The 19,180-nt window shown below is 73.1% G+C and carries 18 protein-coding genes and 3 pseudogenes; 9 read left to right on the top strand and 12 right to left on the bottom strand.

Annotation, left to right across the window (positions count from 1 at the left end; translation table 11 throughout):
• Nucleotides 1–53: 53 nt before the first annotated feature.
• Nucleotides 54–1,697: a cation acetate symporter gene (locus ACH4DX_RS05975; protein ID WP_398154123.1), complete on the bottom strand. Its 1,644-nt coding sequence runs from the start codon at nt 1,695–1,697 to the stop codon at nt 54–56.
• Nucleotides 1,694–2,068 (bottom strand): DUF485 domain-containing protein, encoded by a 375-nt coding sequence (locus ACH4DX_RS05970; protein WP_398122637.1) that lies wholly within the window; start codon nt 2,066–2,068, stop codon nt 1,694–1,696. Before ACH4DX_RS05970 ends, ACH4DX_RS05975 begins: the two co-directional genes overlap by 4 nt.
• A 351-nt stretch (nt 2,069–2,419) precedes the next feature.
• Here ACH4DX_RS05970 and ACH4DX_RS05965 point away from each other — a divergent pair, with 351 nt between their 5' ends.
• Entirely contained in the window at nt 2,420–4,009 is a 1,590-nt protein-coding gene (locus tag ACH4DX_RS05965) for a S8 family peptidase (protein ID WP_398122638.1), read from the top strand.
• Nucleotides 4,010–4,017: 8 nt separating this feature from the next.
• Nucleotides 4,018–5,598 (top strand): S8 family peptidase, encoded by a 1,581-nt coding sequence (locus ACH4DX_RS05960; RefSeq protein WP_398154122.1) that lies wholly within the window; start codon nt 4,018–4,020, stop codon nt 5,596–5,598.
• Nucleotides 5,599–5,797: 199 nt separating this feature from the next.
• On the opposite strand, the gene ACH4DX_RS05955 is transcribed toward ACH4DX_RS05960, so the two are convergent.
• From ACH4DX_RS05955 to ACH4DX_RS05945, 3 genes and pseudogenes are all read right to left on the bottom strand, one after another.
• Nucleotides 5,798–6,400 carry a lysoplasmalogenase family protein gene (locus ACH4DX_RS05955; protein WP_398154191.1) on the bottom strand — a complete coding sequence of 201 codons (603 nt, stop codon included), beginning with the start codon at nt 6,398–6,400 and terminating at the stop codon, nt 5,798–5,800.
• Between the two features lie 218 nt (nt 6,401–6,618).
• Nucleotides 6,619–7,560, bottom strand: coding sequence for a sterol desaturase family protein (locus ACH4DX_RS05950; protein ID WP_398154121.1), 942 nt, complete (start codon nt 7,558–7,560; stop codon nt 6,619–6,621).
• A 110-nt stretch (nt 7,561–7,670) separates the two neighbouring features.
• A pseudogene (locus tag ACH4DX_RS05945) lies at nt 7,671–8,055 on the bottom strand (amidohydrolase family protein); the annotation flags it as partial.
• 10 nt (nt 8,056–8,065) lie between these two features.
• On the opposite strand from ACH4DX_RS05945, the pseudogene ACH4DX_RS05940 reads away from it, so the two are divergent.
• The 6 genes and pseudogenes from ACH4DX_RS05940 to ACH4DX_RS05915 all read left to right on the top strand — a co-directional run.
• Nucleotides 8,066–8,584 (top strand): annotated as a pseudogene (locus ACH4DX_RS05940) (TetR/AcrR family transcriptional regulator C-terminal domain-containing protein); the annotation flags it as partial.
• 31 nt (nt 8,585–8,615) lie between these two features.
• Nucleotides 8,616–9,758 carry a DEDDh family exonuclease gene (locus tag ACH4DX_RS05935; protein WP_398154120.1) on the top strand — a complete coding sequence of 381 codons (1,143 nt, stop codon included), beginning with the start codon at nt 8,616–8,618 and terminating at the stop codon, nt 9,756–9,758.
• A 63-nt stretch (nt 9,759–9,821) separates the two neighbouring features.
• Nucleotides 9,822–10,055, top strand: a complete 234-nt coding sequence (locus tag ACH4DX_RS05930; RefSeq protein WP_078965802.1) for a hypothetical protein — start codon at nt 9,822–9,824, stop codon at nt 10,053–10,055.
• Between the two features lie 78 nt (nt 10,056–10,133).
• Entirely contained in the window at nt 10,134–10,934 is an 801-nt protein-coding gene (locus tag ACH4DX_RS05925; RefSeq protein ID WP_398154190.1) for an SURF1 family protein, read from the top strand.
• Nucleotides 10,935–11,080: 146 nt separating this feature from the next.
• Nucleotides 11,081–12,898 carry a glycoside hydrolase family 15 protein gene (locus tag ACH4DX_RS05920; RefSeq protein WP_398154119.1) on the top strand — a complete coding sequence of 606 codons (1,818 nt, stop codon included), beginning with the start codon at nt 11,081–11,083 and terminating at the stop codon, nt 12,896–12,898.
• Nucleotides 12,899–12,912: 14 nt separating this feature from the next.
• Entirely contained in the window at nt 12,913–13,668 is a 756-nt protein-coding gene (locus ACH4DX_RS05915; RefSeq protein WP_398154118.1) for an SDR family oxidoreductase, read from the top strand.
• 164 nt (nt 13,669–13,832) lie between these two features.
• Here the strand turns inward: ACH4DX_RS05915 and amaP are convergent, their stop codons facing one another.
• The 5 genes and pseudogenes from amaP to ACH4DX_RS05890 all read right to left on the bottom strand — a co-directional run bounded on the left by amaP (nt 13,833) and on the right by ACH4DX_RS05890 (nt 16,497).
• Nucleotides 13,833–14,411, bottom strand: coding sequence for an alkaline shock response membrane anchor protein AmaP (gene amaP, locus ACH4DX_RS05910; protein ID WP_398154117.1), 579 nt, complete (start codon nt 14,409–14,411; stop codon nt 13,833–13,835).
• Nucleotides 14,412–14,418: 7 nt separating this feature from the next.
• Nucleotides 14,419–15,018: pseudogene (locus ACH4DX_RS05905) on the bottom strand (DUF6286 domain-containing protein); the annotation flags it as partial.
• A 377-nt stretch (nt 15,019–15,395) separates the two neighbouring features.
• Nucleotides 15,396–15,752 (bottom strand): hypothetical protein, encoded by a 357-nt coding sequence (locus ACH4DX_RS05900; RefSeq protein WP_398154116.1) that lies wholly within the window; start codon nt 15,750–15,752, stop codon nt 15,396–15,398.
• A 3-nt stretch (nt 15,753–15,755) separates the two neighbouring features.
• Nucleotides 15,756–15,941: a hypothetical protein gene (locus tag ACH4DX_RS05895; RefSeq protein WP_030571647.1), complete on the bottom strand. Its 186-nt coding sequence runs from the start codon at nt 15,939–15,941 to the stop codon at nt 15,756–15,758.
• Between the two features lie 67 nt (nt 15,942–16,008).
• Nucleotides 16,009–16,497, bottom strand: a complete 489-nt coding sequence (locus ACH4DX_RS05890; RefSeq protein ID WP_398122646.1) for an Asp23/Gls24 family envelope stress response protein — start codon at nt 16,495–16,497, stop codon at nt 16,009–16,011.
• A 92-nt stretch (nt 16,498–16,589) separates the two neighbouring features.
• On the opposite strand from ACH4DX_RS05890, the gene ACH4DX_RS05885 reads away from it, so the two are divergent.
• Nucleotides 16,590–17,750 carry a hypothetical protein gene (locus ACH4DX_RS05885; protein ID WP_398154115.1) on the top strand — a complete coding sequence of 387 codons (1,161 nt, stop codon included), beginning with the start codon at nt 16,590–16,592 and terminating at the stop codon, nt 17,748–17,750.
• Nucleotides 17,751–17,793: 43 nt separating this feature from the next.
• Here ACH4DX_RS05885 and ACH4DX_RS05880 read toward each other — a convergent pair whose 3' ends face one another.
• Together ACH4DX_RS05880 and ACH4DX_RS05875 are read right to left on the bottom strand one after the other, a co-directional pair.
• A complete protein-coding gene (locus tag ACH4DX_RS05880; protein ID WP_398154114.1) occupies nt 17,794–18,633 on the bottom strand; it encodes an enoyl-CoA hydratase/isomerase family protein in 840 nt (279 codons plus the stop codon).
• A 184-nt stretch (nt 18,634–18,817) separates the two neighbouring features.
• Nucleotides 18,818–19,039, bottom strand: a complete 222-nt coding sequence (locus tag ACH4DX_RS05875) for a helix-turn-helix domain-containing protein (protein ID WP_058851518.1) — start codon at nt 19,037–19,039, stop codon at nt 18,818–18,820.
• Nucleotides 19,040–19,180: the final 141 nt, after the last annotated feature.

Here is a 19,180-nt window from a genome sequence, read left to right as displayed (position 1 = left end):
GCGGAGTGCGGGGGCTCCCGGGAGCGGGGTTCGGGCGGCCTCCGGAAACTGGGTCAGTGGGCTCCGGTGCCGGTCAGGGACCTGACTTCCAGCTCCGCGTACTTCTCCTTGTCCGGCTCCTCCTTGGAGAGGAGGGTGCCGAGCCAGCCGAGCAGGAAGCCGACCGGGATGGAGATCAGGCCCGGGTTCTCCAGCGGGAACCAGTGGAAGTCGACGCCCTTGAACATGGACGTCTTCTCGTTCCCGGAGACGACGGGCGAGAAGAGGACGAGGACGACGGCGGTGGTGAGGCCGCCGTAGATCGACCACAGGGCGCCCTGGGTGGTGAACCGCTTCCAGAACAGGCTGTAGAGGATCGTCGGCAGGTTCGCGGAGGCGGCGACGGCGAAGGCGAGGGCCACCAGGCCCGCCACGTTCAGGTCGCGGGCGAGGGCGCCGAGGGCGATGGAGACCAGGCCGATGAAGACGGTCGCCCAGCGGGCGGCCTTGATCTCCTCCTTCTCGCTCGCCTTGCCCTTCTTGATGACGTTGGCGTAGATGTCGTGCGCGAACGACGAGGACGAGGCGAGGGTGAGGCCGGCGACGACGGCGAGGATCGTGGCGAACGCGACGGCGGAGATCGTGGCGAGCAGGATCGCGCCCCAGTTGGAGTCCGTTCCCCCCAGATGGAGCGCGAGCAGGGGCGCCGCGGTGTTGCCCGCCGGGTTGGAGTCGGTGATCTCCTTGGGTGAGATCAGGGCGGCGGCGCCGAAGCCGAGGGCGATGGTCATCAGGTAGAAGGCGCCGATGATGCCGATGGCCCAGTTCACGGACTTCCGGGCGGCCTTGGCCGTCGGCACCGTGTAGAAGCGGATGAGGATGTGCGGCAGGCCCGCGGTGCCGAGGACCAGGGCGATGCCGAGCGAGATGAAGTCGAGCTTGGAGGTGTCGGACACGCCGTACTTCAGGCCGGGCTCCAGGAACGGGGCGCCCTTGCCGCTCTGCTCGGCGGCGGTGCCGAGCAGGTCGGAGATGTTGAAGTCGAACTTCAGGAGCACCAGGAAGGTCAGCAGGAGCGCGCCCGCGATCAGCAGGACGGCCTTGACCATCTGCACCCAGGTGGTGCCCTTCATGCCGCCGATGGTCACGTACACGATCATCAGGACGCCGACGAGGGCGACGATGCCGACCTTGCCCGCGTCGCTGGTGATGCCGAGGAGCAGCGAGACGAGGACGCCCGCGCCCGCCATCTGCGCGAGCAGGTAGAAGATCGACACGACGATGGTGGAGGTGCCCGCCGCGGTGCGCACGGGGCGCTGGCGCATGCGGTAGGCGAGGACGTCGCCCATGGTGTAGCGCCCGGAGTTGCGCAGCGGCTCGGCGACGAGGAGCAGGGCCACGAGCCAGGCCACCAGGAAGCCGATGGAGTACAGGAAGCCGTCGTAGCCGAACAGGGCGATGGCGCCCGCGATGCCGAGGAAGGACGCGGCGGACATGTAGTCGCCGGAGACGGCGAGGCCGTTCTGGAAGCCGGTGAACTGGCGCCCGCCCGCGTAGAAGTCCGCGGCGCTCTTGGTCTGCCGGCCCGCCCAGACGGTGATGACGAGGGTGGCGACGACGAAGACGGCGAACAGTGTGATGATCAGCGGCCGGTGCTCGCTGGCCTCGTTGGCTGCCAGGACGGTGCCCTGGGCCGTGTGGACGCTCAGGGTGCTCACGCGCCGCCCTCCATCCGGGACTTGATCGCCTCTGCCTTGGGGTCGAGCTTCGTGGCGGCGTGCCGGGAGTACCACCAGGCGATGAGGAACGTGGTCAGGAACTGGGCGAGACCGAGCACCAGGGCGACGTTGACGTTGCCGACCAGCTTGGTGTCCATGAAGCCGCCCGCGTAGATCGACAGAAGCACGTACAGCAGGTACCAGGTGATGAAGGCGAGGGTGAGCGGGAACGCGAACGAGCGGTGGGCGGTGCGCAGCTCGCCGAACTCCGCGCCCTGCTGCACCTCGACGAACTCCGCCGTGGAGGGGGTGCGGCGTGTGGGTTCGGGTTCGGGGCCGCCCTTCGGTGGTGGCGGTGCGTCGGTGGCCACGGAGTCTCCTCGTGGTGCGGGGGCGGTGGGGACGGAAGCGGTGCGGTCCATGGAGGTCTGCGTTCTCTGCTCTCGAAAGCCGTGCGAGTGACGCGGATCACGTGGCCGCGGTTGGTGATGCTAGGCGCACGGGACGGGATCCGACAGGGGGTTGATGTTGCTTCTGTGCCCTGCTCAACGCGGTGGCGGCACGCCCGAAGCGGCCGAACTCACCCTTTTCCCGCTTTCTTCGGGAACCCATTGCTGGCCTGGGAGTTCGGGGGATAGCTTCGCCCTGCACCACTCGTCATGCACCTGCCCGAGCACCAGCTGTGTTCGGGCAGTTCCGTACCCGGATGATGTGGAGATCCCATGGCTCATCTGCGCTCTTCGCGCACGTCGCGCCCCAGACGCCTGGCACTCACCCTGCCGCTCGGTGTCGTGCTCGCCGCGGCGGTCGGCTTCGCGCCCGGCGCCGCGACCGCCGCCCCGCTCGACTCCCCGGGCTCCGCCACCGCCCGGGCCGGGAACGCCCAAGCCCCCGCGGCCGGCAAGCTCGCGTACGTCGTGAACACCCGCACGGACGCCAGGACCATTGCCGCCGTGCAGCGCGCGATAGCCAAGGCCGAGGGCACGGTCGTCGTCACGTACGCGAAGATAGGCGTGATCGTCGCCCACTCGGCCAACCCCGACTTCGGCAGGCAGCTGCGCGAGGTACGCGGCGTGCAGTCCGCGGGCGCCACCCGCACCACGCCGCTCACCCCGGCCGCCACGACGCAGGAGGGCGCGCCGACCTTCCTGTCGAAGGACAGGGCCAAGGCGCTTCAGCAGCGGGCCGCGGCGGGCAGGGGCGGCGCCCCCGCCCAGGAGCCGCTCGAGGCCGACCAGTGGGATCTGCGCTCCATCGGCGCCGACAAGGCGGCGAAGATCAACCCGGGCAGCAAGAAGGTCACCGTCGGCGTCATCGACACCGGTGTGGACGACACCCACCCCGACCTCGCGCCCAACTTCTCGGCCTCGCAGTCCGCGAGCTGCGTCGGCGGCAAGGCCGACACCTCCGCGGGCGCCTGGCGCCCCACGAAGCCCGAGCACTACCACGGCACGCATGTGGCGGGCGAGATAGCCGCCGCCCGCAACGACGTCGGCGTCGCGGGCGTCGCGCCCGGCGTCAAGGTCGCGGGCATCAAGGTGGCCGACCCGGTCAGCGAGCTGTTCTACCCGGAGAGCGTGGTCTGCGCCTTCGTGTTCGCCGCCGACAAGGGCATCGAGATCACCAACAACAGCTACTACGTGGACCCGTGGCTGTACAACTGCAAGGACGACCCGGACCAGCGGGCCATCCTCGACGCGGTCAACCGCGCCCAGCTGTACGCCCAGCGCAAGGGCACGCTGAACATCGCCTCCGCGGGCAACTCCAACCACGACCTGGACGCCGACGAGATCGTCGACGAGTCGAGCCCCGACGACTCGACGCCGGTCGAGCGCACCATCGACCCGCACGAGTGCCTCGACCTGCCCACCCAGCTCCCGGGCGTCGTCACGGTCAGCGCGACGGGCGTGTACGACGCCAAGTCCTACTACTCCACGTACGGCAACGGCGTCGTCGACGTCGCGGCGCCCGGCGGTGACCGGCGCTACCAGAAGCCGACGGACACGCCCTCCAAGGACGGCGGCATCCTCTCCACGATGCCGGGCGGCCAGTACGCGTGGCTCCAGGGCACGTCCATGGCGTCCCCGCACGCGGCCGGTGTCGCGGCCCTGTTGAAGTCCACGCACCCCAAGGCGGGCCCGGCCACGCTCCAGTGGCTGCTGAAGCGGCAGGCGGACAACCCCGGCTGCCCGACGAAGCCCTACGACCCGGACGGCGACGGCAAGGTCGACGCGGTCTGCGAGGGCGGCAAGAACAGGAACGGCTTCTACGGCCACGGGATCGTCGACGCGCTCGACGCCGTCAAGAAGTGAGGGCTCCGATGACCAGTCACCGCACTCCCCTCGCTCGGCGCGCGCTCGCCCTCCCCCTCGGCGTCGCGGTGGTCTCCGCGCTCGCCTTCCTGCCCGGCACCGCCTCGGCGCAGCCCGACGCTCCCGCGGCTCCGGCGGCCGCGGGCACCGGCGCCGGCGTGCTCGCCGCGGCCGCCGAGGGTTCGTCGATGAGCTACGTCGTCAACCTCCGCACCGGTCACGGCTCCTGGTCCTCGGGACACGTGAAGAAGGCCATCGCCAAGGCCGGCGGCAAGGTCGTGATCTCGTACGACAAGATCGGCGTCATCGTCGTGCACTCGGCGAACCCCGACTTCGCGAAGCAGATCCGCAAGGTCAAGGGCGTGCAGTCGGCCGGTGCCACCCGCACGGCGCCGCTCTCCGCGCAGACCAGCGACGACATCGACGAGGCGCGGCCCCTGTCCGCGCGGGAGGCCAAGGGCGCGAAGGCCGCCGCGGGCAGGGCCGCGGGCACCAAGGACGAGCTGGAGCCGTTGCAGTGGGACCTGCCCGCCATGAAGGCGGACAAGGCTCACGAGGTCTCCCTCGGCAGTCCGAAGGTGACCGTCGGCGTCCTCGACTCCGGCGTCGACGACACCCACCCGGACATCGCGCCGAACTTCGACAAGCGCGCGTCCGCGAGCTGTCTGGGCGGCGTGCCCACGCAGAAGGACAACGCGTGGCGGCCGGTGGCGGGGGAGAGCGACCACGGCATGCACGTGGCGGGCACCATAGCCGCCGCGAAGAACGGCACCGGCATCACCGGTGTCGCGCCGGGCGTGAAGGTCGCGAGCCTCAAGGTGGCCGAGCCCGCGACCGGCCTGTACTACACGGAGGCCGTCGTGTGCGGCTTCATGTGGGCGGCCGACCACGGCGTGGACGTGACGAACAGCAGCTACTACACGGACCCGTGGCTGTTCAACTGCCGTACCGACGCCGACCAGAAGGCGCTGGTCGACGCGGTCGGCCGGGCCTCCAGGTACGCGGAGCGCAAGGGCGCGGTGAATGTCGCCGCGGCCGGCAACGCGGAGACCGACCTCGCCCAGGACGAGATCGTCGACGAGTCGAGCCCGAACGACACCACCCCCGTCAGGCGGACGATCAGGACGGCGGACTGCCTCGACCTGCCGTCGCAGCTCCCCGGCGTGGTCACGGTGTCGTCGACGGGCGCGAAGAACATCAAGTCCTCGTTCTCGAACTACGGCAAGGGCGTCATCGACATCGCGGCCCCCGGCGGCGACTCGACCGCCTTCCAGAAGCCGCAGCCGCCCGCCACCAGCGGACTCATCCTGTCGACGCTTCCGGGCAACAAGTTCGGCTACAAGGCCGGTACGTCGATGGCCTCGCCGCACGCCGCGGGCGTGGCCGCGCTCATCAAGTCGTCGCACCCCAAGGCCTCCGCGGCCCGGGTGAAGGCCCTGCTGTACCGGCAGGCCGACGCGATGCCGTGCACCGACCCGTACGACATCGACGGTGACGGCAAGGTCGACGCGGTGTGCGAGGGCGGCAGGAACAAGAACGGCTTCTACGGCGTGGGCATGGCCGACGCGCTGGACGCCGTACGCAAGTAGCGCATGCGCGGCGGGGTGCCTCCGCGTGCGCAGGACCGGGGCCGGGCGGCGTGCGGACCGCCCGGCCCCTCCGTCTGCCCACCGGCTGTCTGCCCGGACTTGCCCGGAGTGCCACAGCTGTGAACCTCGTGGGGTGAGCTCCATACGACCCTCGGTGGAACGGTCGTGCTCGGCCTGGTGGTGGCGGTGTCGGCGCTGCTCACCGTCGTGCCGCTGCCGATCCGCTGGTGAGGACGGCTCTGGTCAGAAGGGCCTGGGCGGTGATGTAGGTCAGCATCACCCAGAAGTCGGGGCGGGGTGCCTGCGGCCAGCCGGCCACGTCGGTGGCGATGAGGGTGTCCGACAGCAGGAACAGGGCGCCGCCCGCCGCCGCCGTGAGGCCGAGCGCGGTCGCGCCGAACGCCATGGCGGTCAGGAGCAGGCTGTAGCCCGCCACCGGCACGCGCATGTCCGGGGGCAGGTCGGGCCACAGGAGCGCCACCGTGACGACGAGGGCTCCGGTGTACGACGCCGCGACGAAGGCGGTACGGGGGCGGGTGCTCTCGCCGTACCGGCGGAACAGGGTCAAGTAACAGACGTGGCCCGCCCCGAAGGACGCCATGCCGGTGAGGAACGCCGGGTCGGCGTCCGCCAGGAGGAGGGTGTCGCCTCCCCAGCCGAGGAGGAGGGCCGCGGTGAGGAGGCGGGGGCCCCGGCGGAGGATGACGTACGCGGCCAGCAGGGGCATGAGGAGGGGCTTCAGGAGGGTGTGGCCCGCCTCCGACCCGGCCGCGAGGGCGGCCAGGTCGGCGACCGCGGCCACGGCGAACGCCGTGAGGGTCGCCGTGCCGTAGCGGTGCCGATCGGACGTTTGTGTGAGGGTCCCCGGCGGCGGGGGGCTGCCGTTGGGGGGCGGGACCCGCTCTGCGGGACGGTTGCCCACAGCGGGGGCGGGGGCCGGGCCGCTGCCCACAGCCGGAGCGGAGGCGGGGGCCGGGCCGCTGCCCTCGGCGGGGGCCGGGGGCGGGAGTTGCTCGGGGGTCACGCGACCTTCTCCGGAGCCGGTGTCGCGACCGGCGCGGATGACGGGGCCGGTGCCGGAGCCGATGCCGGAGCTGGAGCCGGAGCCGGAGCCGGTGTGGCCGGAGGCTGTTGCGGCTGCCAGCCCGGGCCCCGGAACACCCTGCCCGCCCGTTCGCGCCACGTAGCGGCCTGCCTCACGTCGCGGGCTATCGCCGCGTACTCGTGGGTAGCGACACGCAGGGGGTTGTAGGTGTGGATGTTCTTGGTGAGGCCGTACACCGGGCGGTCCGTCTCCGGTACCCAGGAGCCGAACATCCGGTCCCAGACGATGAGGATGCCGCCGAAGTTGCGGTCCAGGTAGCCGCCCTGGGAGGCGTGGTGCACGCGGTGGTGCGAGGGCGTGTTGAAGACGTACTCGACGGGGCGTGGCAGCTTGCCGATGCGTTCGGTGTGGATCCAGAACTGGTAGACCAGGTTGGCCGAGGAGCAGAAGGCCAGGGCCGCCGGGTGCACGCCGAGGACGATGAGCGGCAGGTAGAACGGCCACACCGTCAGGCTCGTCCAGGGCTGGCGCAGCGCGGTGGTGAAGTTGAACTTCTCGCTGGAGTGGTGCACCACGTGGCAGGCCCACAGGACGCGGATCACGTGGTGGCCGCGGTGCGACCAGTAGTAGAAGAAGTCCTGCGCGAGCAGCATCAGCGGGATCGTCCACCACAGGACGGGCACGCGCAGCGGGGTCAGCGCGTAGACGCCCGAGTAGACCGCGACGATGGGGATCTTCCACAGGAAGTCGAAGACGAGACTGCCGAGCCCCATGGTGACGCTGGTGGCGGCGTCCTTGGTCTCGTACCCGGCGGCGTCCTCGTCGGGGTGGACCCGGTGGCCGATGATCTCGATGACCGTGAGCAGCACGAAAGCGGGGACGGACCACAGCACGACATCGGGCAGGTTCGGGGACATGCGTGCACCGTAGAACGCCCTTCGGCCCGCCGCCAGAGGTTGTTACCGATAAGTATTACCGCGGGTACGCCCTGAATTTTTGGTGGTCCTCGCCAAGGGACCCGCTGTGCTCACCAGACGCGGGCCGAACCCCCCGGGGGCGAAGACCGGGCTCGTGGCGCCGGCGGGCGGCTCCCTCAGGGGCTCGTCCAGTTCCTCGACCGCCGGTCCGACCTCGGCGGCGACCGCGTCCAGGAGGGCGAGGTCGAAGCCGTACACACGCGCGGCGTTGCCGCCGACCATCGCGGCGATCTCCGCGCGCGGCAGGCCCGCGTAGGCGGCGCGGAGGCCTTCGCGGGAGTAGGGGTGGGTGCCCGCGTCGTGCGGGTAGTCGCTGCTCCACATGATCTTGTCGAGGCCGACGCGGTCGCGCAGCGCCGCCTCGTGCGGCCGCATGAAGCTGGCGCCCACGTAGCAGTTGTCCCGCCACACCTCGGACGGCCCCTTGCCCATGGCCGGGTGCGGCACGCCCGCCCGGCGCGTGGTCTCCGTCGCGCGCGCCCTGCGCCGTCAACTGCGCGACCACCCGCACCTCGTCGCGATGGTCCACGAACGCGGCCTGACGGAGCGGATGTTCCTGCCCGCGCAGCGTGCCCTCGCCCGCGAGACGCATGCCGCCGGGCTGCGCGGCGCCCGCGCGGCCGACGCCGTGCGCGCCGTCCAGGTCCATGTCGTCGGCCAGGTCCTGGTGGAGCGCGCCCGCGAGCGCGCGCCGGTACAACGCCCCGACGAGCATCAGCTGTGGGAGGCACGGACGGCGGACGGCGATCCGGTGCTCGCCCGCGCGCTCGCCAAGCCCCTGGACGCCGAACGGCTGTTCACGCTGTCGGTGCGGGCCCTGGTGGCGGGGCTGCTCGGACCCGGCGGCGAGACGGCGGCCGGGACCGGCGGCGGCGCGGCGGAGTCCGGGCGGGACGCGCCGGGTTCCGGCGGCGGGGCGCGCGGGACCGGCGGCGACGCGAACACACCCGGCCCAGGGAACTGACTGTCAGTCGTGGCCCGTATCCTCATGGACCATGCTCGAAGACCGCACGACCGCACCGCCGACGGAGGGGCCGAAGGGGCCTGACGCTCCGCAGGCGCCGCAGGGACCGGCGAGGGGGGAGACGACCGCAGCGACGGCCGTCCCCGGACCCGCCGCGCCCTGGCCCACCGCCTACCCTTCGGGGTACGCGGTCGTGGACGTCGAGACCACCGGTCTTTCCAGAGACGACCGGATCATCTCGGCCGCGGTCTACCGCCTCGACGCCCGCGGCGAGGTCGAGGACCACTGGTACACACTGGTGAACCCGCAGCGCGACCCGGGCCCGGTGTGGATCCACGGCCTGACGAGCGACAAGCTGGCCGGCGCCCCGCTCTTCGCCGACATCGCCGAGGAGTTCGCCGCCCGCCTCGCGGACCGCGTCCTCGTCGCGCACAACGCCGTCTTCGACTGGTCGATGATCGCCCGTGAGTACGCGCGCGCGACGCGCACCGCGCCCGTCCGCCAGCGGCTGTGCACCATCGCGCTCTCCAAGGAGCTCGGCCTGCCGCTGCCCAACCACAAGCTGGAGTCGCTCGCCGCCCACTTCGGCGTCGTCCAGCGCCAGGCCCACCACGCCCTCGACGACGCCCGGGTGCTCGCCGAGGCGTTCCGGCCGAGCCTGCACGCGGCGGCGAGCGGCGGCGTGCGGCTGCCGCTCCTGGAGTGCCGTGCGCTGACCGAGTGGTCCGACGGCGCTGCCCGCATCGGCCCCCAGAGCACCGGCCCCGGCTCCTTCGGCGGCGCGAACCCCTCGTACCGCCCGGGGAGTTGGCGCCCCTCCCGCAAGCGCCCCGCCTGCCCCCACCCGAACCCCGGGCGCTGGCAGGACGGCAAGCCGCTCAAGCAGGGCATGCGGGTCGCGTTCTCCGGGGACACCTCCGTGGAGCGCGAACTCCTCGAGGACCGGGCGTTCGAGGCCGGACTGCACATCGCGACCAGCGTGTCGCGTCTGACGAGCCTGCTGGTCACCAATGACCCGGACTCGGGCACGTCGAAGACGACGAAGGCGCGGGCCTTCGGCACGCCGGTCGTCGACGAGGCCGCCTTCGGCCAGCTGCTCCAGGACGTCGCGCCGGCCGACGGCACGCCGGGCAGCGTGCCCCCGCCCGGCGGACCCGCCCCCTCGGACGGGTGATTGCGGGCGACTCGCCCGGCCGCCGCTCGCCCCGCGCCGCCGCCGGGTCCCACGCTGTGGCGCATGGCACGTTGCGAGGTCTGCGGAAACGAGTACGGCATGTCCTTCGAGGTGCACGCGCAGGGCGCGGTGCACGTCTTCGACTGTTTCGCCTGCGCCATCCACCGCATGGCGCCGATCTGCGAGCACTGCCGGTGCCGCATCATCGGGCAGGGCGTCGAGGTGGAGGGCCACTGGTACTGCGGGGCGCACTGCTCACGCGCGGAGGGGCGGGTGGGGATCGTCGACAAGGTGTAGCCGCGGGGCGGTCCGCCGTCCGCGCGGGGCGACCCACCCCCTGTCGGACACCCCATGGCCGAGTTGTACCGTCATGGGGTGTACCGCTTCCTGTTGACCCGCCAGTGGGTGCTCCTCACCCTCATCGGCCTCGTCCTCATCCCCGTGATGATCGAGCTGGGCTTCTGGCAGCTGCACCGCCACGAGCGGCGCGTGGCGCACAACGCGAAGATCGGCAGGGCGCTCGACGCCGCGCCGGTGCCCGCGGAGCGGCTCACGGCGCCCGGCCGTGACGTGCCGGACGACGCCGTGTACCGCAGGGTCACCGCCCGCGGCACCTACGACCCGGAGCACGAGGTCGTCGTGCGCCGCCGCACCAACGCGGACGACGAGGTCGGCTTCCACGTCCTGACGCCGTTCGTCCTCGGCGACGGCAAGGTGCTGCTCGTCAACCGCGGCTGGGTCCCGGCCGACGGGCCGCAGACCGCCTTCCCCGAGGTCCCCGCCCCGGCCCGCGGCGAAGTCACCGTCACCGGCCGTCTCATGGCCGACGAGACGTCCGCGGCCAGCGGCATCAAGGACGTACGCGGCCTGCCCGACCGGCAGATCATGCTGATCAGCAGCGGCCAGCAGGCGCACGCCCTGGGCAAGCAGGTGCTCGGCGGCTACGTCGAGCAGACCTCGCCGCGCCCGGACGGCGACTCCCCCCAGCTGCTCGGCGAGCCCGACCACAGCGGGATCGGCGCACACATGGCGTACGCCGTGCAGTGGTGGCTGTTCGCCGCCGGGGTGCCCGCGGGCTGGATCGTCCTGGTCCGCCGCGAGGTCAAGGACCGCAGGGCCGCGGCCGCGAAGACGGAGTCCGAGCCGGCGGAGGAAGCCGCTCCGGCCACGGCCTGACCCGCCCGGGAGCCGGTGCCACGGCCCCACCTGCCCGGAGCCGGTGCCTCGGCCTGACCCGCCCGGAGCCGATGCCACGGCCCGGCTGCGAAGACACGTCCGCGTGCCCCCGATTGACGGTCCCGTGTTCCGGGAAGCCGTCACCCGTGCGACGCCCCATAGAGGACTACGCCCTGATCGGCGACCATCAGACCGCCGCCCTTGTCTCCCGGACCGGGTCGGTCGACTGGCTGTGTCTGCCCCGCTTCGACTCGGGAGCCTGCTTCGCCGCGCTCCTCGGCGACGACGAACACGGCCACTGGCGCATCGCCCCGCAGGACGCCGACGTCTGCACCCGCCGCGCCTACCGCGAGAACACCCTCGTCCTGGACACGGAGTGGGACACCCCCGACGGCTCGGTACGGGTGACCGACTTCATGCCGCAGCGCGACCGCGCACCGGACCTCGTCCGGATCGTCGAGGGCCTCACGGGCGAGGTGACGCTGCGCAGCACGCTGCGGCTGCGCTTCGACTACGGCTCGGTCGTGCCGTGGATGCGCCGGTCCGACGGTCACCACGTGGCCGTCGCGGGCCCCGACGCGGTGTGGCTGCGCATCGATCCCGAGATCCCCTGCGAAGGCCGTGACTTCACCACGTACACGGACATCACGGTGGCCGCGGGCGAGCGCGTGACGTTCGTCCTCACCTGGCACCCCTCGCACGAGCCGCGCCCGCGGCTGCTCGACGCCGAGCAGGCGCTGCGCGACAGCGTCGAGGACTGGCGGGCGTGGGCCGCGCGCTGCCGGTACGAGGGCCCGCACCGCGAAGCGGTGGTCCGCTCCCTGATCACGCTCAAGGCCCTCACCTACGCCCCGACGGGCGGCATCGTCGCCGCCCCCACCACGTCCCTGCCCGAGGAGATCGGCGGCGTCCGCAACTGGGACTACCGCTACTGCTGGCTGCGCGACTCCACGCTGACGCTCGGCGCGCTGCTCGCCGCGGGCTATCTGGAGGAGGCGGAGGCGTGGCGCGACTGGCTGCTGCGCGCGGCCGCGGGCAACCCGGGCGACCTACAGATCATGTACGGCCTCGCCGGTGAGCGTCGGCTGCCCGAGTACGAGGTGCCCTGGCTGCCGGGGTACGAGGGTTCGGCGCCGGTGCGCATCGGCAACAAGGCGGTGGAGCAGCGCCAGCTCGACGTGTACGGCGAGGTCGTGGAGACGCTCTCGCTGGCCCGCCGGTCGGGTCTCGCCACCCGCGATCACGGGTGGCGGCTACAGCTCGCGCTCATGGAGTTCCTGCGGGAGAACTGGCACCGCGAGGACGAGGGCCTGTGGGAGGTGCGCGGGCCCCGCAGGCACTTCGTGCACTCCAAGGTGCTCGCGTGGGCGGCCGCCGACCGCACCGTGCGCGCCCTCGACGAGGACCCGGAGCTGCCCGGCGACGTGGACCGCTGGCGGCGGTTGCGGGACGAGATCCACGCCGAGGTGTGCGAGCGCGGCTACGACGCGGAGCGCAACACCTTCACGCAGTCGTACGGCTCGCGCGAGCTGGACGCCGCCCTGCTGCTCATCCCGCGCGTGGGGTTCCTGCCGCCCGACGATCCGCGCGTGGTCGGCACCATCGACGCGATCCGCAAGGAGCTGGGCACGGATGACGGCTTCCTGCGCCGCTACACCACCGCCGACACCGGCGCCGACGACACGACGCCCCGCGACACCACCGTGGACGGTCTGCCCGGTGACGAGGGCGTCTTCGTCGTCTGCTCGTTCTGGCTCGCCGACGCCCTGCACATGACGGGCCGCACCCGGGAGGCCAGGGAGCTGTTCGAGCGGATACTGGCGCTCTGCAACGACGTGGGGCTGCTCTCGGAGGAGTACGACCCGGTGGCGGGGCGCCAGCTCGGCAACTTCCCGCAGGCGTTCTCGCACGTCGGCCTCGCGGGCACCGCCTTCACCCTCTTCGGTCCGGACGCGGGGGAATAGAGCAGGATGGGGCCATGGATCTAGGACTGAACAACCGTGTGTACGTCGTCACCGGTGCCACCCGCGGCCTCGGCAACGCCGCCGCCCGTGAGCTCGTCGCGGACGGCGCGAAGGTGGTCCTCACCGGCCGCGACGAGAAGACGGCCGCCGCCGCGGCCGCGGAGCTCGGCCCGAACGCGGTGGGCGTCGCCGCCGACAACGCCGACGCCGGGGCCCCGGAACGGCTGATCGCGGCCGCCCGCGAGCACTTCGGCAGGTTCGACGGCATCCTTGTCAGCGTCGGCGGGCCGCCGCCGGGCTATGTCGCCGACAACACCGACGAGCAGTGGCAGGCCGGGTTCGAGTCGGTCTTCCTGGGTGCGGTGCGGCTCGCCCGGGCCGCGGCGGCGGAGCTGGGTGCGGGCGGGGTCGTCGCCTTCGTCCTCTCCGCGTCGGTGCACGAGCCGATCCCCGGCCTGACCATCTCCAACGGTCTGCGTCCCGGCCTCGCGGGCTTCGCGAAGTCCCTCGCCGACGAGTTGGGGCCCCGCGGCATCCGTGTGGTCGGCCTCCTGCCCGCCCGCATCGACACCGACCGCGTACGTGAGCTCGACAACCTCTCGGCCGACCCGGAGGCGACCCGCGCGGCCCACGAGTCCCGCATTCCGCTGCGGCGCTACGGCACCCCGCAGGAGTTCGGCCGCACCGCGGCGTTCCTCCTCTCGCCCGCCGCGTCGTACCTCACGGGCGTGATGCTTCCCGTCGACGGCGGGGCGCGGCACGGCTTCTAAGGGTTGTGCGGTTTGGGGCTGCCGGGGTCCGGTGGGCGGTGGGCTGGTGAACCCGTGGCCGGTGGTCCGGTGAACCCGTGGCAGGTGGGCCGGTGGGGACAGCTCCCATCGGCCCACCCGTCACCTGTCACCCCTCACCTGTCACCCCTCGCCTGCCCCCCCCGTCAGCTGACCCGCCTGGCACGGTGCCGCACCGCGCGCAGTCGCACGGTGGCGGGCAGCCGCTCCAACCCCGCGGAGTCCCGTGCGTGCGCGAGTGCTCCCGCACACACGCCGCGCAGCGCGTCGCCGGGCACCGCGTCGGCTCCCAGGTGCAGCCCCACCCGGGCCTCGGGGGCGTTGCGCCGCCCGGTCAGCCGTACCCGGGCGCGCGCGACACCGTCGAGTGCGGCAGCCTCGCTCTCCAGGGCGTTCTCCATGGCCCGCCCCCGCAGCAGCGCACCCTCGCCGTCGCCGGTCTCCACCAGGACCTCCGACAGCCTGCGCCGCCGCAGTTGGGCGGTCAGCCACCACAGGGCGAGCAGCACGACCAGGGCGAGGGCGCCGATGACCGTCGGCCAGAACCAGCCGTCGTCGCGCCATCGCGCCCGGTCGGCGTCGCTGAGCAGCACGTCGTGGCGGCCGTCGTACACCCACCACGACGGCGGGCGGGCGCCGAGCCCCACGGCGAGCATGGAGGCCCCGAACAGGAGGAGTACGAGGCCGAGCAGGCCGAGCAGAACACGGTTCACCGTACGCAGCACGATCCGTTCACCCCTTCCGGCCGGGCCGCGCCACCCGCACCGCGAGCGCGGGCGGCCTGCCGAGCCCGAGGTCACGGATGGTGTCGGCCAGCGTCGCGTCCAGGTCTTCGCGTACGTCGTCGAGGTCACGGAAGTGCGCGACGGCCCGGACGGCCACCTTGGACCTGCTCATGCGCACCCGCACCGACCGCACCCCGGCCACGTCCATGGCCCGGTCGCGCAGCACCGTCGTCGCGGCGCCGCGGTCGAGGCCGGCCCGGACATCGGCGTGCGGGCCCCGCATCGGCAGCAGCCGTCGCAGGCCGGGTGTCACCGCGAGCACGAGAAGCCACAGGCCGAGGGCCGCGGCCACAGCGGCGCCGATGAGCACCGCCGTGCTGTCCAGGGGCCGCTCCGCGAACTCCCGCGCGAGGGTGCGTCGCCACCGCATCGCGGGGTGGTCGGCCCGCACGGCGACGACGTCGTACAGGAGGAGACCGGCCCCGCCGAGGATCACCAGGGCGAGGATCCCCGCGGGGATCCGGCGCGCGGACCAGAAGCGGGGGGCGTGGTCGTCCGCACCGTCGAGGGTGGGCAGCGAGTGGTGGGCGGCGTCCGACGTCGACTGCCCGGGTGGGGGCTTGGAGTCGGGGCCGGGGGCGGAGCTGGGGTGGGAGCCGGAGTCGGGGGCGGAGCCGGAACCAGGGCCAGGGGCGGAGCCGGAGCCAAGGTGGGAGCCGGATCCGGGGGCCGAGCCGGGGCCGGGGTGGGAGCCGGAACCAGGGGCGGGGCCGGGGCCGAAGCCGGAGACAAGGCCGGGGCCGTGGGCGGAGCCGGAGTCGGGGCCGAGGCCGTGGGCGGAACCGGAGTCGGGGCCGAGGGCGGGGCCGGGGCCGTGGGCGGAACCGGAGCCGGGGCCGGGGTCCTGCGCGGTCGCGTTCCCGATGACCGGTAGCGTCACGGTCGGGTCGGCCGGGTCGGTCGCGTCGGTCTGGTGGGGCTCGCTCATCGGGTCCTCCCCTGCGCCGCGGCCCGCGCCTGCGCCGAGTGCAGCCGTTCGACCTGGACCGCCACCTCGGGCACTTCCATGCCCGCCAACGCCTCCACCCGCTCGGCGACTTGGCGACGCACGGCACCGCACTGGCGGCCGATGTCGCTCGGGTAGTCCAGTTCGAGGCTGACGCGCACGTGCGCGCTGTTGTTCCGGACGCCCACCGTGGCATGCGGCGGGGCCGCCTCGGCGGGCAGCGCGGGCAGGGCCTCGCGCGCCGCGCGGGCCGCGATCTTCGCGACGACGCGGTCGGCGATCCGGGTCGCGCCGCGCTCGGCGGGCGCGACCTGTCCCACGACCTCGGCCGCCACCGCTCACCGCCGCCGGTCGCCGCGCGTACGGAAGAAGTCGCCGGGCTCCAGGTCCCCCTCCAGGAACCGCCCGGCCACGAAGCCGATGGCGCCGAGGGCGGCCACCAGCAGGAAGGCCCCGAATCCACCGAAGTACCCGGCGAAGCCGAGGGCCATACCGGCGATCATGCCGATCACGGCATAGCTCATCGTGCGCTCCTTCGTTGCTGCCGTTGCCTGCCCTTGCCGTCTGCGCTGCCCGCCCTTGCCGTACCCGTCACTGAAGCCGCGAAGGCTCCTCGTCGTCCTCGTCGTCCGGCAGCTTCACATCGCTCACGGCGATGTTCACCTCAACGACCTCAAGGCCCGTCATGCGTTCGACCGCCGTGACCACGTTCTCCCGTACGTCCTGGGCGACGTCGGCGATCGGCACGCCGTACTCGACCACGATCTCCAGGTCGAGGGCCGTCTGCACCTCGCCGACCTCGGCCTTCACCCCGCGCGTGACGGACTTGGAACTGCCGGGCACCCGGTCCCGCACGGCCCCGAAGGTCCTGGCGAGCCCGCCGCCCATGGCGTGTACGCCGTCGACGTCCCGCGCGGCGAGCCCCGCGATCTTCTCCACGACCCCGTCCGCGATGCTGGTACGCCCCCGCGTCGCGGGGTCTCCCCCGCCGCGGCGCGCCGTGCCGCCCTGCCCGGCGTCCTGGTCGGGCGACTCCTTCGTGAGCGTCTGGGACGCCGTGCGCTCTCCGGTGTCGGTCATCGCGTTGGTCCTTTTCAGCAGGGGATCTGCTCTTTCCTCCACATTAAGCGCGGCCTCGCACCCGCGCGCCCGGGATGGGGCAGTCTTGAGCCATGACGGGTGACCGATGGACCTCGGCGGTGCGACGCCAGTTGGGCCTCGGCCGGGTGCTGCCGCTGGGCGGAGCGGGTGACGGCGCGTGGCTCACGGAGTCGGCGGCACGGGTGGCGCTGCTCGGCTCGGCCGAGCGGGTGGCGGGCGCGCGGGTAACCGGGCTGCGCGTGGGCCCGGCCGGGCCCACGGGCGAACGGGGTCCCGCAAAGGGGTACGTCACCGCCGTACCGGCACCGCCGAGCGCGCTGCCGCCCGGGCCGCTGCGGATCAGCGCGGACTTCACGGCGGGCACGGACGAGCCGCTGCCCGCCGTCGCCACCCGGCTGCGCACGGCCCTGGGCACGGCCGCCGCGGAACGGCTGGGCCTGGAGGTGGCGGAGGTGGACCTGCGGGTGACGGGGTTGTCGGAGCGGCGCGAGTCGCCGGAGCCACGCGAGTCGCCCGGGCTGCTTGAGCCGCCGCCGGAGCTACCCGAGCTGCCCGAGCCCCCTCCGGAGCCGCCGGAGCCGCCGGGCGAGGGTGGCGCAGGGGCGTCGGAACCACCACCCGGTAAGGACGGTGCAGGGGCGCCCCAGCCGCCCGGCAAGGGCGGTGCAGGGGCACCCAAGCCACCCGGCAAGGGTGCCGCAGGGCCGCCCGAGCCACCCGAGCTGCCTGAGACGCCCGCGCCACCCGCGCCGTCCGAACTGCCCACGCCGCCCACGCCACCCAACAAGGGCGCTACCGGCACACCGAACGCACGACCGGCCACCACACCCACGCCCCCCGCGCACGCACCGGCACGCCCACCCGCCAAGGGCGCCTTCGGCGAAGCGCCCCCCGGCGGAGCCGCCCCCTCCCCCGGCGGCCCCGAAGGCCAGGCGCCCACCCCCGGCTCCGACGAAGGCCGCGTGACACGGGCCTGCCTCGCGGTGCCGGGCGTGACCCGCATGGCGGGCACCCTCGGCGGCCTCGGCGGCGCCGTCCATGTCACGGAGCGGTCGGCGCCGCACGCGCTGCCGCGCCGCCACGTCCGTGTGGAACTGGCGGCGGACATCGCTCACCGCACCCTGGACGTGGCCCGCGCGGTCCGTGCGGCCGTCACCGAGGCGTTGCCGGACCATCCGACGGTCGCGGTACTGATCACGTCCCTGGAACAGCCGTCGGCGGAGCCGGGCTGACGGCGGGAGCGGTGCTCACGCAGCTGTCCGCGCCCGCGGGGAATCAGTCGCCGAGGCCCGCCAGGTCCCGCAGCCTGCGGGCCTGCGCGGCGCGTTCGGCGCGGCGCTGGTCCTCGTAGGAGCGGCCCGCCACGCCCTGCAACAGGGCCTTGGTCTCGATCACCGCGTCGCGCGGGGCGGCGAGCAGGGCCCCGGCCAGGTCCTGGGCGGCGGCGTCGAGCTGGTCGCCGGGCACGACGAGGTTGGCGAGGCCGATGCGTTCGGCCTCGGCGGCCTGCACGAGGCGGCCGGTGGCGCAGATCTCCAGGGCACGGGCGTACCCGACCAGGGAGACGAGCGGGTGCGTGCCGGTGAGGTCGGGCACCAGGCCGAGGCTGGTCTCGCGCATGGCGAACTGCGCGTCGTCCGCGGCGACCCGCAGATCGCAGGCGAGGGCCAGCTGGAACCCGGCACCGATCGCATGCCCCTGGACGGCGGCGATGGACACGAGGTCACCGCGCCGCCACCAGGTGAACGCCTCCTGGTACTCGGTGATGGCCGCGTCGAGGGTGTCGTCGTCCCCGCGCGCGAGGTCCAGGAAGGACGGCTCGCCGTCGAAGCCCTCGGGCGTGAACGCCTGCCGGTCGAGGCCCGCGGAGAAGGACTTGCCCTCCCCGCGCAGCAGCACCACGCGGACGCTTCCGGGCAGGGCCCGGCCGGCCTCCGCCAACGCCCGCCACAGCGCGGGAGACTGGGCGTTGCGCTTGGCCGGGTTGGTCAGCGTGACCGTGGCCACGGCGTCGTCGACCGTGAGGCGTACGCCGTCACGGTCGAGGACCGCTGCCGCGCCCGGTGCCGCCCCGCTGGGAGCACTCGTGGGCGAAACGCTGTCGGACGAAGCCATCAGTGCCTCCGGAGGGGTGCAGTCGGTGGACGCACGCCCACCTGCGCCCGTGCGGACGCGTGTCGGCGCGCTGTGGGAGCGATGCCGCGCCCACAAGTGACTGCACAGTAACCACCCGGTCGATCGGACGACCGACCGGGTGGCCACACCGGCCCACCGGAGCCGGACGGCCGCGAGAAGCAGGTCAGCCCGTAGCGGCCTTCTTGCCTCGCGTCGCCCCGCCGCGTCCCCGCAGCGTGACTCCGGACTCACTGAGCATGCGGTGCACGAACCCGTAGCTACGGCCGGTCTCTTCGGCCAACGCCCGGATGCTCGCTCCACCGTCGTACTTCTTCTTCAGGTCTGCCGCGAGCTTGTCGCGCGCGGCGCCGGTAACCCGGCTGCCCTTCTTCAGAGTCTCGGCCACCCGTGCCTCCTCGTGGGAAGTGCGCTCTGGACTTCTCATGATCACCCCTACCGAGCCTCCTGGCCACCCATTCGGCAAGGTCCGTGCCACTTGATTCGCCGCACATTCCGGGGACAACACGAGTGGAATTAACGATTCCGC

This window comes from Streptomyces sp. NPDC017940, assembly GCF_044328435.1.
GTDB lineage: Bacteria > Actinomycetota > Actinomycetes > Streptomycetales > Streptomycetaceae > Streptomyces.
The sequence above is the reverse complement of the archived record's forward strand: the minus strand, read 5'-3'. Positions and strand labels throughout refer to the sequence as shown.

Bases quoted from the DNA above. Each gene is read 5' to 3' on its own strand.
- ACH4DX_RS05965 (WP_398122638.1), top strand. From the start codon at position 2,420: ATGGCTCATCTGCGCTCTTCGCGCACGTCGCGCCCCAGACGCCTGGCA.
- ACH4DX_RS05960 (WP_398154122.1), top strand. From the start codon at position 4,018: ATGACCAGTCACCGCACTCCCCTCGCTCGGCGCGCGCTCGCCCTCCCC.
- ACH4DX_RS05950 (WP_398154121.1), bottom strand. From the start codon at position 7,560: ATGTCCCCGAACCTGCCCGATGTCGTGCTGTGGTCCGTCCCCGCTTTC.
- ACH4DX_RS05935 (WP_398154120.1), top strand. From the start codon at position 8,616: ATGCTCGAAGACCGCACGACCGCACCGCCGACGGAGGGGCCGAAGGGG.
- ACH4DX_RS05930 (WP_078965802.1), top strand. From the start codon at position 9,822: ATGGCACGTTGCGAGGTCTGCGGAAACGAGTACGGCATGTCCTTCGAG.
- ACH4DX_RS05915 (WP_398154118.1), top strand. From the start codon at position 12,913: ATGGATCTAGGACTGAACAACCGTGTGTACGTCGTCACCGGTGCCACC.
- ACH4DX_RS05895 (WP_030571647.1), bottom strand. From the start codon at position 15,941: ATGAGCTATGCCGTGATCGGCATGATCGCCGGTATGGCCCTCGGCTTC.
- ACH4DX_RS05890 (WP_398122646.1), bottom strand. From the start codon at position 16,497: ATGACCGACACCGGAGAGCGCACGGCGTCCCAGACGCTCACGAAGGAG.
- ACH4DX_RS05885 (WP_398154115.1), top strand. From the start codon at position 16,590: ATGACGGGTGACCGATGGACCTCGGCGGTGCGACGCCAGTTGGGCCTC.
- ACH4DX_RS05880 (WP_398154114.1), bottom strand. From the start codon at position 18,633: ATGGCTTCGTCCGACAGCGTTTCGCCCACGAGTGCTCCCAGCGGGGCG.